The sequence below is a fragment of the Paenibacillus chondroitinus NBRC 15376 genome, assembly GCF_004000765.1.
Taxonomy (GTDB): domain Bacteria; phylum Bacillota; class Bacilli; order Paenibacillales; family NBRC-103111; genus Paenibacillus_E; species Paenibacillus_E chondroitinus.
Map to the genome: position 1 here is coordinate 45,514 of NZ_BILW01000020.1, position 13,562 is coordinate 59,075.

At 49.0% G+C, this 13,562-nt stretch carries 7 protein-coding genes; 6 read left to right on the plus strand and 1 reads right to left on the minus strand.

The window, feature by feature from the left end:
* Window positions 1-165: 165 nt before the first annotated feature.
* The gene (locus PCH02S_RS36470) at window positions 166-6,135 is read right to left on the minus strand and encodes a galactose-binding domain-containing protein (protein WP_127455928.1); all 5,970 of its coding nucleotides are present in this window, start codon (window positions 6,133-6,135) and stop codon (window positions 166-168) included.
* Window positions 6,136-6,715: 580 nt separating this feature from the next.
* Here PCH02S_RS36470 and PCH02S_RS21095 point away from each other — a divergent pair.
* From PCH02S_RS21095 to PCH02S_RS21120, 6 genes are all read left to right on the plus strand, one after another.
* The gene (locus tag PCH02S_RS21095; RefSeq protein ID WP_164819657.1) at window positions 6,716-7,600 is read left to right on the plus strand and encodes a carbohydrate ABC transporter permease; all 885 of its coding nucleotides are present in this window, start codon (window positions 6,716-6,718) and stop codon (window positions 7,598-7,600) included.
* Window positions 7,601-7,694: 94 nt separating this feature from the next.
* Complete coding sequence (locus tag PCH02S_RS21100) at window positions 7,695-8,555, plus strand: carbohydrate ABC transporter permease (RefSeq protein WP_164819658.1); 861 nt, start codon at window positions 7,695-7,697, stop codon at window positions 8,553-8,555.
* A gap of 67 nt (window positions 8,556-8,622) precedes the next feature.
* Entirely contained in the window at window positions 8,623-9,933 is a 1,311-nt protein-coding gene (locus PCH02S_RS21105) for an ABC transporter substrate-binding protein (RefSeq protein WP_164819659.1), read from the plus strand.
* Window positions 9,934-9,955: 22 nt separating this feature from the next.
* Window positions 9,956-10,678 (plus strand): glycerophosphodiester phosphodiesterase, encoded by a 723-nt coding sequence (locus PCH02S_RS21110; protein ID WP_127455932.1) that lies wholly within the window; start codon window positions 9,956-9,958, stop codon window positions 10,676-10,678.
* 20 nt (window positions 10,679-10,698) lie between these two features.
* Window positions 10,699-11,874 carry an ROK family transcriptional regulator gene (locus PCH02S_RS21115; RefSeq protein ID WP_127455933.1) on the plus strand — a complete coding sequence of 392 codons (1,176 nt, stop codon included), beginning with the start codon at window positions 10,699-10,701 and terminating at the stop codon, window positions 11,872-11,874.
* A 65-nt stretch (window positions 11,875-11,939) separates the two neighbouring features.
* Complete coding sequence (locus PCH02S_RS21120) at window positions 11,940-13,520, plus strand: phytoene desaturase family protein (RefSeq protein WP_127455934.1); 1,581 nt, start codon at window positions 11,940-11,942, stop codon at window positions 13,518-13,520.
* The last annotated feature ends 42 nt before the right edge of the window (window positions 13,521-13,562 follow it).

A 13,562-nucleotide genomic window follows, 5' to 3' on the forward strand; every position in this document is an offset into this window, starting at 1 on the left:
TGGAGGCGAAATAAGTGCCTGTAGTTCCGCTCAAAGTGGAAATAACTCATTTTTCTCCGAATAGAGGACTCCAGTTCCCATTGGGTGGGCACGAATACAAAAGATTCGTAAATACGTCCAACCCAAAAAGGACCGCCAGCAATTAAGCCTGACGGTCCTTTCTTATTATTCGTATACTTCTAGCTCAAATAAGGAGTAGCCGTATTGCGTATTGCGTTGTGTGCCAGCAACTTTCACGTAACGTGCGTCAACAGGGGTGAAGAGAATGTTGTCTTTACCGCCGTCTCCGTACGTTGTCGAGGATACTGTTGTCCAGTTCTCGCCGTTCGTGGACACTTCTATGGTGTAGGCCTTCGCTGAAGCATTTTCCCAGTTCAGAAGAACGCGCCCGATCTTGTAGGATTGCCCAAGATCAACGCAGAGCCATTGCGGATCGCGGAATGGCGATTCCCAACGTGTGCTTTTGTTTCCATCCACAGCGAACTGCGCACTTTGAAGCGGCGATTCGGAAGTGGTGACTTGTTTGTTCAACGCAAGATTAGCTGCTGGAATAATAGCTTGCACAACTGTATCGTCGTCATAGCCAGTTGACCGCACCTTCACTTCGTAAGGGCGAGCTTCTGTGAACAAAGCAGCGTTAAGCGTAATTTTGCCTGCTGATACTTTGTATTGGTCAGCGCGAAGGGTAACGCCGCTCAGTTCAACTGCGTTGATTGCGTTTCTCCAAGCGTTATTGTCCTCAAACGAGATGTCGATGGTTTGACCAAGAATGTTATCGGTCGTATCCGCCGTCAATGCAGGTCCTGCAAGTGGAGCTTGATTCCCGGCATACACTTCGAATTCCCATAACGAGAAGCCGTATGGTGTTCCACGTTTGATTCCGTTCATCTTCACATATCTTGCACTCACTGGAGCAAATGTCAGATCGTCAACGTCCCCGTTGCCATTCTCTGTAGCATATACCGTTGTCCATGTTTGTCCATCCAGGGAGACATCGATGGTGTAAGCTTTACCGTAAGCATTTTCCCAAGTTAGGACAACGTGATTAATCGTTTTTGGAGCTCCTAGATCAACGCTCATCCATTGGTTGTCTTCAAAAGCAGACTCCCAGCGGCGATCGAATCGGCCGTCGACGGCATCTGCGCTGGAACGATGGTAGTCCGGCGATGAAGCGGTCGGTCTGTCATAAGCGAGATTTAACGGATTAGGATTCGTTGGATTCGTCGGATTTGTAGGATTTGTTCCATGGCCTTGATCTGGGTCCGGATCTGTATTCGGATTCCCCGGAATGTCTTTCGCTGCGACGGTTTGCTGTACGGATGCTTCCGTGTACCCTTTCGCTTGAACCGAAATTCGATACGTTTTTGCATCTTTGAAAAGCGAAGCATCTAAAGTGATTTTGCCTGCAGACAATGTGAATTGGCCGGAGCCAACCACTGTATCGTCAACTTTGACAGATTCAATCGTGCCTCTCCATGTTGCATCATCGTCGAAGGTGATGTCGATCGGCTGACCGACTTTCGCATCCGTTGTATCCGCCGATAATTCCGGTGCGCTCGGCAAGCTGGAAGCATTGCCGTACACTTCAAATTCCAAAAGCGAGAACCCGTATGCAGTTGTCCGCTCAGTTCCATTCACTTTCACGTATCTTGCCTGGGTTGGCAAGAATCCGATATCGTTGATGCCTGGTTTGCCTGTTGTTGTCGCATAAACCGTTTTCCAGTCTTTACCGTTTGAAGAGACTTCAACGGTATAGCTCTTGCCGGCCGCATTCTCCCAGTTCAGGAGCACACGGGAAATAGTGTTATCTGCGCCAAGATCGACAGTTAGGTACTGCGGATCGCTGAAATCGGACTCCCATCTCGTAGCGGTGTTTCCGTCAACGGCATTTTTGCCGGGTTGTTTCGGATTCGCAGAAGTGAATGTCGGTTTGCGCAAAGCAAGGTTGACGTTCGAGTTCGTCACAATCGTTTGCTGAACCGCTGCATTGGCAAAACCTTTAGCCTCAACGGAAATCTCGTAGCTGCCAGCTTCAGGGAACAAGGCGCCGTTTAGCGTGATTTTACCCGGTGAAACGACGTATTGTGCCGCAGATGCCGCCACGCCATTCACTTTCACGCCAAGGACTGCGTTTCTCCAATCGGCAAAGTCATCAAAGCTGATGTCGATGGGTTGACCTGCACGGTTCATGGTCGTATCGGCCGTCAGCTTTGGAGCGTCAAGATCGCCTGCCGGCGTACCGAACACTTCCATCTCCCATAGAGAATAGCCATAGTTTGTTGTCCGCTCTGTACCTTCTACTTTGACATATCGAGCATTCACGGCTGGGAATTTAATGTCGTCGATGCCTTCATGACCACGTGTGGTCGTGTATACCGTTTGCCAAGTTTGGCCGTCTACAGAAGTTTGAACGGTATAGCTTTTACCGGCTGCATTCTCCCAGTTCAAGCGGACATGACTGATTTTATACTCCGAGTTCAGGTTGACGCCGATAAACTGCGGATCGCTGAAATCGGATTCCCAACGTGTATCTTGCTTGCCGTCAACCGCGTAGGAGCCAGGGTTTTTCGCTTTATCCGACGTAAAGGTCGGTTTGTTCAGCGCCAGATTGACCGTTGAGTTCGTGATGACGACTTGCTGTGCGCTCGTATCCGGGTAGCCAGCAGACTGAACGGTAATCGTGTAGCTGCCTTCCACTGGGAACGTGTCGCTGTTCAAGGTAATCTTGCCGCCTTGCACACTATATTGCTTGGCATCAAGGGCTGCTCCATTGACAAGAACGGAGGAGATGGACTCGCGCCATTTCAGATGGTCGGCAAACGTAATGTCGATCGGTTGTCCAATCGTGTTTTGCGTTGTATCTGCCGCAAGCTGCGGAGGTGTGTTGCCATCCAAATCCGTCACTTTCATCGGATCTACTTTCACAAGTGATTTCGGTCCAACTTTTGCGGAGCCAGTTACGCCGGCTGCATTGTGGAAGGTCACCGTAACCGCTTCGTTCTTCGGATTCCAGATCAGTGCGGAGTAGACCGAATCTTTCTTATAGATGGAAGCTCCAGTCCAGCCGCTTGCCCAAATGTCATTGGTGCGCGTTCCGAGAGCCGCCATGTTGTGAACGAACCAGTACGTGTTGAAAATTTCATTCTTTTGCGTATTTTCGGTCGTAAATTTATTAAGCACCGTTTGCGGCTCGCTTAAGGATTCAATTGGCCAAACGATGTGCTGCCATGCGTTTTCCGGGCCTTTGTTATCCTTGACAAGACCGTTATACAAGTCTGCAGCTTTCGCAGGATCGAATCCGTAGCTTGTCAGGTATTCGCCTGTCGGTAACCAGTGAATGCCGTAAATGTTGACAGGGTCGCCGCTGAAAAACGTTCCGAAGTTGTACGCGCTGCCGTACACTTGGCCAACGGATTTGTGAGCAAATCCAGGCAGCCAGTTGTCGTTGTCATAGTTGAACCAATATTGTTCAACAGCTTTCAATTCTGTCGTAAAGCCATAGATGGAGATGTCACGGAAGTTTTTGTCACCGGACATCAGGCTCCACATGTATTCGCCAACCCAGCCGAACAAGGACTCGCCGGCAGCTTCCTGATTGTTCCCGTTGTTGTTATCCCCGTAACCGCCAGCCCATGAATGGCCTTCGTACGGATCGAAGTTGCGCAAGAATGGATACATTGGATCGCTTTTCGATGGGTTCGCGTAGTCACGGATAAGGTGCTCGACCATCTCGCCGTAATTGTTTTTGAAGACCTGATCGTAAGTGGCAAGTACAGCCGAAGCGAAGACGTAATAACCATAAGTAAAATGATGGTCCGTCAGGCCAGTGTTAGCGCCGAATTCGCTGTTTTTGTAATACATCGTACCCCAAGTCGGGTCGTAGTACATGAAGTAATCCGGCTCTCCCTTGGTGTAGGTGTACCAGTCCGTCAAGATCGTTCTGAGGCGCTCCAAGAACACATTTTTGTATGCTTGGTCTCCGATCTGATCGGCGATCAGGACGCCCATTGCCAGCGGATGAAGCACTTTGCCTTGCCAATAAGCATCACCTGACATGATGTTTTTCGAAGTTGATTCGTCCAGATAGCTTAGCTGTTTAAGCAGCGTTTCCCGCGAGTAAGTTGGATCTCCCGGCTCTGTAAATTGAGGGACGATACCGTTAAAACGGTCAACTGTCGTAAACGAATTGCCCTCATGAAGCTTCAATGTGCCACGAATGGACTCATAAGAAAGCGAAGTCAGCGAAGAGGACGTTTGCTTCCATTGATGCGGGAGCAGGGCCATCAACGTCGTTGGCTCCATGTCCGCACGCTTCTGATCGATTTCGACGTCGAAGCGGGTTGTGACTTCGGAGGTGTTTTCATCGAAGCCCGGAGTTACCGTTGTATTTTTAATGAAGGCATAGCCGTGTTTATAAAAATAGTTCAAGTCACTTGTAGCCGGTATAGAGGCTAGAGACAGGTAGTTCTGTCCGCTACCGAGTCGAACTTTGATCTTGTTGCCGACTTTCATGAAGACGGAGCCTTGCGGTGCGAACAAGCCGTAGTGGCGAGTCACGGGTTTGGATTGCGGTGAGCCATCCACGTTGTTAACGGTAAAACCGATGTGGTCTGCCGTCAACGTAGTGCCTTCACCCAAGAGAACCGGATTGCCGTTGTCGTCATAGAAGCTTGTGGAAACCGGGAAGTTTAATTCCGGTGTCGTTGGATCACTGAACTCCGAATACAGGTACGGCGAGCCTTTGACGAACGTCGTTTTCATTTTCTCTGTGTCGTTGTCGCTTAGCTGAACGGTTGCAGACCAGTCGCCATAGCCGGCTACTTTGTTCTTGATGTGCGATGGCGAGATGTTGCCTGCGTTCAAGTAGAAGTCAGGTGCGCCATCGGCTGCCTGCGAGTTGCCTGTGTCATTCACCCAACCCGCACCCGGGTTCAGGATACCGAGACCCATCGTCGTATATTTGGATTTGAGCGGAAGCGTGATAAGGCTGTCACTCAAGTTTTTAATAAGAACAGACTGCCACCAATCATTCGAAGGAATCGGGCCTTTCACGTCATCTGTTTTATTTACAGGAGGACGGGGCTGCGGCATGTTGATGTCGCTGCTCAAATAGCTGCCTTTGCCTACTTTAACGGTCGATGCGGTAGGAAGGGAAGGAATGGTATAAGCCGGTTTTGGATCGCCTTCCACATAATCATACACGCTGAAATTGAACAGGGAGTAGCCGTAGCTCGTCGTGCGGGAGATCCCTTTCATACGAACGTAACGTCCATTGGCATAAACCTGCGTATCCATCCAGCCGTCTTGACCATTAATTTCACGGTAAATCGTTGTCCAGTTCTGGGCATCGTCGGAAACTTGCAGATCGTAGATACGACCGGCGGCATTTTCCCAGTTCAAGCGGATGCGGCCGATGTCATGTTTGCTGCCAAGGTCAACATAAATCCACTCGTCGCTCGTGCTCGCAGAAGACCATCTTGTTGTCGTATTGCCATCCACCGCATATTCAGGCAATAAAAGGGGCTTATCTTTGTCAGGGGCAGCTGTTGAAGAAGCCGTTACCGGTTTATTCAAAGCGACATCTTCGCCAAGTACGACAGGGAGCGGGTTGCTGCCGCCTGTGCCGTATACTTCAAACTCGTAGAGGGAAACGCCGTAGCCTCCGCTGCGCTCAAGCGACAGCATGCGGACGTAACGTCCTTCACCGGACAGGGCGATGGTGTCAACGCCACCGTCTCCTTTGGTATCTGTGTAGATGTCTTTCCAGTTCGTTTCGTCGTCGGACACTTGGATCTTGTACGACTTCGAGTAGGCATTTTCCCAGCGAAGGACAGCTTTGTCGATCTTGGCTTTGGAGCCAAGGTCTACGTAGATCCATTGCTCGCCGGCGCTGAACGCACTTCCCCAACGGGAGTCGGTATTGCCGTCAAACGCTTTGTCCGCCGTCAAGCCTCCTTCGGTTGACGAGGCGTAGGCTGCACCTTCATAAGTCAGAAGGTGGGACGTTTCGCCTGCATTCGCAGCCGATGCTGGGGCAGGCATACCGCTCCAGGACCCAAGAAGCACAGAAAGAGCGAGCGCTGATGATGCGGTTTGGGTCAATTTCTTGCGTATTCTTTTCTTGGGTGAACTCATTCCTTCATAATCCTCCTTTTTTCGCCCGATAGGGCTTACTAACTTGAATGTTGTGAACTGACAAAAAGAAACAACATTCTTCATTATTTTGGAAATTTAATTTCCAACGCGATTATATATTCTGTCGAATCCTGTTTACAATAAGCGGAAATTCCTAGTCATTTTTTGTAATTAGGCCTGTATGCCTACGTGAAAAAAATGAATCCAGGTCATTTTTTGTCCGCCGGTCGAATAAAAAAGGGTTAGTCCATCATGATGTCAGGTTTAGACTCAATTAGGAAGCACTCCTGTAAGTTTATTCATTTAAATATTTAATTGGTCATAGGGACCTAGGCATATATGACCAACGTAATAGGTCTCAAAATGTTTTCTTAATAAAATATTTACAATTGATTTGGATTTAAAACGAATATTGTTTTATTCACTAGAATTAGTGAGCAGGCGAAGGACATATTTACATTTTATTCAAAGTGAGATAACACTTACTTGATTTTGCCCTGTTACGATGACCGTATAAATAAGTCAAATTATTTTACTAATTACTGACTTTCGCTAATAAATGAGAGGAGGAACCACCACATTGTCACTGAAATCTTGGAAAACGAATGTTGCCGGTTATTTGCTTCTGGCGCCGTCTCTGCTGGTTATTGCTATTTTCGTCCTTATCCCTGTCATCTATAGCGCAGGTTTGAGTTTGTACTCATGGGACATGCTGCGCCCGACGCCAACCTTTGTAGGCGTGGATAATTACCAGAGGTTGTTTACAAACGAAGAGTTTTATCATTCATTGAAGATCACCTTTCTTTTTGCAGCTATGACAGTGCCGTTATCGATGTTGATCGCATTGATTTTTGCTTTGCTGCTTGATCAGGGTTCCAAAAAGCTGATGATCACGTACCGATCGATGTTTTTCGCTCCTATGGTTACTTCCACCGTCGCAATCTCGGTCGTTTGGATGTTCATATTCCATCCGGATTATGGCCTGGCGAACGCGATAATAGAAAGTTTCGGTTTCAAACCGCTCCGTTGGCTCAATGATACGAACACATCGCTGATGTCGCTAGCGATCATGTCGATTTGGAAGACGCTGGGCTACAATGTCATTATTTTGTTAGCTGGTTTGCAGAATACGGATTCCAGTGTGCTGGAAGCAGCGAAAGTAGATGGTGCAAATAAGTGGCAAATAGTTACGAGAATCCGCATACCACTGTTGACTCCATCGCTCTTTCTATTATTAATTCTGCTAACGATCGAGCAATTCCAGACATTTACTCAAGTCAATGTTATGACAAAAGGCGGTCCTGCAAAGAGTACGGAGTTAGTGGTGGTGCAGCTTTATCACTATGCCTTTGAGCTGTTCCAAATGGGATACGCTTCGGCGATTTCGATGGTCATTTTTGCGATTGTTTTGCTGCTTGTTGTCCTGCAAATGATCGTGGTCGGCCGAAAGGTACACTATCAATAAAATCCGTTATTTTAGAAAGGTATGAGGCAAGATGCGTATATCCAAGCCGGTTACAGTCGGACAAAAAGCAATACTGAAACCCGTGGGTGGGAAAATGAGGACTGCAAAGCGCGCTGAAAGATTCCATTCGCTAAGCAAACTGCCGATGGACCTATGGTTGAAACATGTGGTACTGCTGGCAGGTGGGTTATTTATGATGCTGCCCTTCATCTGGATGTTTCTATCTTCTGTCAAATCAACGGAAGAAATTTTCTCAGGAAGCTTATTCGCTTTGCCGAAGATATGGCACTGGGAGCATTATGGGCAAGCCTGGAAAAAGGCTCCGTTCGACCGCTTTTTTATAAACAGTTTGATGATGTCTGTCGGCATTGTAGCGGGTCAACTGATGACGAGCTCGATGGCTGCGTATGTCTTCTCCTGGGTTCCAATCCGTGGAAGAAAACTGTTGTTTCTTCTGGTTGTTTCTTCAACGATCGTCCCGTTCGAATCTACGATGATTCCATCCTACTTGGTCATTAAAGAACTGGGGTGGATCAACAGCTATGCCGGACTTATCGTGCCAAGCACAGCGAGCGTGTTCGGAATATTTTTACTGAGGCAGTTTTTTCTGACCATTCCCAAAGACTTGATGGACGCTTCACGGATCGACGGGTGCGGGCACTTTCGAACCTTGATACAGATCGTTCTTCCGATGTCCAAAACGGTGCTGGCAACACTCAGTCTCTTTGCCTTCCTGCATGCCTGGAACAGTTACCTGTGGCCTTTGCTCATCACGAATACGGCGAATATGCGAACCGTGCAAGTTGGGCTGCGCTATATGATCGATGCAGAACAGGGAACGGATTGGCCAAGTTTGATGGCGGCATCGACGTTTATCATCCTGCCAGTCCTGCTGTTCTTCCTGGTCAGCCAAAAATATTTTGTCAGGGGGGTGATGAACGCCGGTGTGAAATAAGATTTGCAAGAGGATGACGATAAACCAAATTCAAATAAAAAAACAAGATAGGTGGAGGAACCATTTTATGAAAAAAACCATGATTGTCTTGCTCTCGTTATCCGTGTTGGGATTGACGGCGTGTGGAGCAGCTAATCAACCGGCTGGGAATACTGATGCAGGGAAAACGGGGGAAACGCCGAGTCAAACGACTCAAGCTGAACAAAAACCGGTTACACTGAGCGTATGGACAACCAATAAAGACTTGCTCGCCGACCAAGTCAAAGCTTTTGAAGCGAAATATCCTACGATTAAAATTAAAGCTGAATTCATGGGCGGCTATGATGAAATGGCTCAAAAAGTCATGGCTGCTGTTGTATCCAACACGCTGCCCAATGTGGTTCAGCTGGGCCAACGGCATGGCATTCCGCAAATGGCTGACAGCGGGAAGCTGATTCCAATTGAGCAGTTCATGAGCGAGCAGGAGAAAACGGACGTATATCCCGCTTTTTGGGATCGATTCCGATATAAGGACAAGCTTTGGACCATCCCGTACAACAGCAGTACGCCTATGCTCTACTACAACAAAACACTGTTCGACCAAGCCGGTCTGAAGGCGCCAAACACATGGGATGAGCTGGTAAAAGCAGCGCAAACGCTGACCAAAGATACAAACGGCGACGGTAAAGTGGATGTATGGGGCTTTAATACGGCGGCTGATTCTCCTTGGTATGTTCAACCGATGACGTGGAATCGTGGAGGAAGTATCGTGGATAAGGCGGGGAAAGTTACGGTAAACGGCAAGGAAGCGGTAGAGGCGTTGAAATCGTTCCAGGATTTGGTTCATGTGCAAAAAGCAATGGCGCCGAATCAGCATAACACGGCGGAGCAGGATTTCAGTGCCGGTAAATTGGCGATGATTTATAAATCCGGTTCTGCTTTGGCGGGCACTCAAAAAGAAGTGGGTCAAAAGTTTGAAATTGGTGTAGCTTACCTTCCGATGATCAAGGACCGCAACGTGCCGATTGGCGGAAACAGCTTAGGGATTTTTAAGTCCGATCCAGATATCGAAAAAGCGTCCTGGACGTTCGTCTCCTTTTTGACGAATACGGAAAATGCGGCAGCGACCAGCATTTCGACGGGATATGCGCCGATTAAAAAATCAGCAACAGAGACCGATGCATTCAAGAAGAAAATGAAGGAAGATCCGAACTTTAAAATTATCATGGATCAAAATCAATTCCTGCGCGGTCAAGGCATCCATCCGGCGGATTCGCTGATTTGGTCGGGGCTCGTTACAGCGCTTGAAACCGTGGAAGGCGACGCCAAGGCTGATCCGCAAAAAGTACTCGACAAGCTGCAAGCCGACGTAGACAGCTTTATGAAAAGCTACAAATAACAGAGAGTGAGGAGTGTTCACAATGTTCATGAATTTAGCCCACCGAGGTGCTTCGGAATATGCGCCTGAAAATACATTAGCCGCATTCTACAAGGGACTCGAGCAAGGAGCGAATGGGATTGAAACAGACTTGAAACAATCGAAAGACGGCGTCATTATTTTATTTCACGATAATGAGTTAGACCGTACGACGGACGGTCATGGTCTTCCTTCGTCCTATACATGGAAAGAGCTTCAGGAGTTGGATGCCGGCTCCTGGTTCTCCCCCGCTTACGCGGGAGAGAGACTCGTCTCCTTTGAGCAATTTCTCCATTATTTTGGTAGAAAAAAGGCTTTGTTTGCCTTAGAATTAAAGGATCCTAACATCGAGCTGCCTGTTTTGGAGCTGATTAGAAAGTATGATGTACAGCATCAATCGACGATAACTTCTTTTCGATATGAGAATTTACAAGCTGCACGAGCTGTCGACCCCTCGATCCGACTCGGACATTTAATCCGTAAGATTGATGAGGAAGCTATTGCCCGTTTGAAAGAAATTGGCGCTGTGCAAATTTGCCCTTGCGCGGATGGGCTTGATCAAGAGGATGTACGGCTTGCGAAAGCACATGGTTTTGAAGTCAGAGCGTGGGGAGCTTTTACCCCTGAATTGATGAATTATGCTCTACAATGCGGCGTTGACGGCATGACCATCAACTTCCCGGATCGGTTAACAGCAGCAATCCGCAGCGCTTCAGCGAACTATTAGAGCAGCATGGAGGAATCGGCTTGAAAGAAGATTACAACAGTTTTCGTTGGATGAAACTTCAGAATAAGAAGAAGGTGCTTGAGCTCCTCCATCAGGAAAAGCTGATTTCACGCATCGACATTGCGCGAAGGGCTAACCTGCAGAAGATGACCGTTACGAATATTGTGAATGAGCTGCTTGCCGAAGAGCTTGTTATAGAAGAAGATGTTTTAGCTATTTCCGGGGTCGGGCGCAAGCCCGTCCTTCTTCGTTTAAATCGAGAAAACCTGTATGCTGTCGGTATTGAAGTGACGAAAAGTTATATCATTGGTTTGGTGATGAGCTATAACCGGGAGATCATTTATCAAGAGAAGGTGTACCTCGTGGGTACATCGGCTAGTGATGTTACTCCTTGCCAAGGGGATGCCTTAACGAAACGTCTTGAGATGCTGATTGACGGACTGCTGGAGCGGGTTCCAGCTTTCGTTCGCAATCTGGGGATTTGTGTGGGTATCCAGGGCATTATTGATTCACAAAAAGGGGAGGTCGTTCATTCACCGTATCTGGGTTGGTTTCAGTTCGGGATTAAAGAGCATCTCTCGAAGCGGTATGCGATTCCTGTGTATGTTGACAATAATGTGCGCGCTTTTGCCCGGGGAGAAGTTTGGATGAGAACCGAAGAGCAGCTGCGGCATGCCCTGTGCATTTACTTGGATGAAGGCATCGGCTCCGCACTGGTCATGAATGGCGAGATCTATACCGGCGATCGTTATTATGCAGGCGAAATAGGACATATGAAGATTGGCTGGGGCGGCCCCTTATGTTTTTGCGGACAGCGGGGATGTCTAGAAGCCTATGTTTCCGTCCAAAAGATCAGGGAGGAGCTTGGCAGGCCCGTTGGAACTTTCACCGATATCATGCAGCTGCTGGAAAAAGGTCATCCGCAAGCGAACATGTTATTCGAGCAGGTGGGACGACACCTCGGGTTTATGCTTGGCAATACGCTTAATTTGCTTAATCCTACGGTGATCATTCTTGGTGGAGAACTCGTTACGGCAGCTGGTTGGTTTAAAGAATCCATGCTTCAAGCCATTGAAGAAATAACGATCCGTCCAACTCGCGATACGCCGATTATTTATAGTGATTATAATCAAAATAATTGCAGCATGGGAGCTGCTGCACTCGTTTTTCACCATTGGATATTTCATAGTGGGTGAAGTAATTATATAGCAATTGTTTGAATAAGTTTCTACTAGGCTTCTAATTTAAAAGGAGTGATAGAATGGAAACTTTCGACTTTGTTATGATCGGCAGCGGGCACAATGCTTTAATAACGGCTGCCTACTTAACTCGTGCTGGCCGCAGCGTACTAGTTTTAGAGAAAAACGATCGCCCCGGCGGCTTTGTGCGGACGGAGGAACTCACGCTGCCAGGATTCAAACATGATGTGTATGCGGCGGCGCATCCTCTTTTTACAACAGGACCCGCTTATGCTGAACTGAGGGAGGATTTGGAAGCTCGCGGCTTACGTTATGTGAATGCGGACTTGCCGACTGGAGTTTCTATGGAAGATGGGCGTACGGCCGTATTATCACGCTCCTTCGAGGAGCTTATCGCGGAGGCGGAACGTCTGGCTCCTGGAGACGGCGCAGCTCTGGCCGGCATCTTTGAACAGTTAAACCCGCACGTCAATGACGTGTTCGGTTTATTCAGCATGGATCTTTCCAGCCAGGAGGCTGCCCCTATCCTGAAACGGTTGCTCCATGATGAGAATAGCTCAGGCTATTCGGCGTTTGCCGGGCAGTTGTTCGGGACAGCCCGACAGGCGGTGAATTCGCTGAAATCTCCAGTGACCCGGGCCATGCTGGCCTCTTGGGTCACCCATCTGGGCCGCACGCCGGATGAAGTCGGCAGCGGCATTTGGGTGCCGCTCACGGCGATGGCCTTGATGGGCGGCGGTATGCCAACTCCGGCAGGGGGCAGCGAGCAATTGGTTCAGGCGTTGGTCCGGCTGATCAAGGATCAAGGCGGAGAGATTCTGACGAACACGCTGGCCGAGCGTATTTTAGTGGAGAATGGCCGAGCCGTGGGCGTGCGAACCGCGGAAGGCAGGACATACATAGCGAAGCAAGCGGTTGTGGCATCGACTACGCCGGATCAACTCTATCTCTCACTGCTGGCTGAGCGTGATGCACCTTCGGCGCTGCGCAGCCAAGCGAAGCAATTTCGGTACGGCCGAGGATGCGTACAGATTCATCTGGCCCTTAGCGAGCCGCCGCGTTGGCCGGATGCCCGCTTTGATCGCGTAGGACAGCCTCATCTGACAGATGGGCTGGATGGATTTACGTTAGCGATTGCACAGGGGATGGCTGATCTGCTTCCGGCGAAACCAACCTTTACTGTCGATTGTTCCACGAATCTCGACCCAACGCGCGCGCCCGAAGGCAAAGCGATCATGCGGATTCAAGTGCTTGAAGTGCCGACTCGGCCACGAGGCGATGCCGCCGGCTTGATCGATGTTGGAGACGGCAGCTGGACACAGGACCTCACGGAGCGTTTTACAGAACGCGTATTGCAGGTTGTTAGCAAGCACATTCCGAATATACCGAGCGCGATCATTGGCAAATATGTTGTAACGCCGGACGTTATCGCCCGATTCAATCCGAACGCAGGGCCGGGCGATCCATACGGCGGCGCGCACGATCTGGCGCAAAGCTACCTGCTCCGTCCATTGCCAGGACAGCCAAGCCACCAGACGGTGATTCCGAATGTGTATATGCTTGGTGCTGCGACATGGCCTGGCCATGGGGTGAATGGTGGCTCGGGTTATATCGTAGCTCAGCAGCTTTTATCGCGGTTATAAGTTTGCATAGGAAGGAGCTGCCTGTTGGCAGCTCCTTTGTGT

Bases quoted from the DNA above. Each gene is read 5' to 3' on its own strand.
- PCH02S_RS21100 (WP_164819658.1), top strand. From the start codon at position 7,695: ATGAGGACTGCAAAGCGCGCTGAAAGATTCCATTCGCTAAGCAAACTG.
- PCH02S_RS36470 (WP_127455928.1), bottom strand. From the start codon at position 6,135: ATGAGTTCACCCAAGAAAAGAATACGCAAGAAATTGACCCAAACCGCA.
- PCH02S_RS21120 (WP_127455934.1), top strand. From the start codon at position 11,940: ATGGAAACTTTCGACTTTGTTATGATCGGCAGCGGGCACAATGCTTTA.
- PCH02S_RS21110 (WP_127455932.1), top strand. From the start codon at position 9,956: ATGTTCATGAATTTAGCCCACCGAGGTGCTTCGGAATATGCGCCTGAA.
- PCH02S_RS21105 (WP_164819659.1), top strand. From the start codon at position 8,623: ATGAAAAAAACCATGATTGTCTTGCTCTCGTTATCCGTGTTGGGATTG.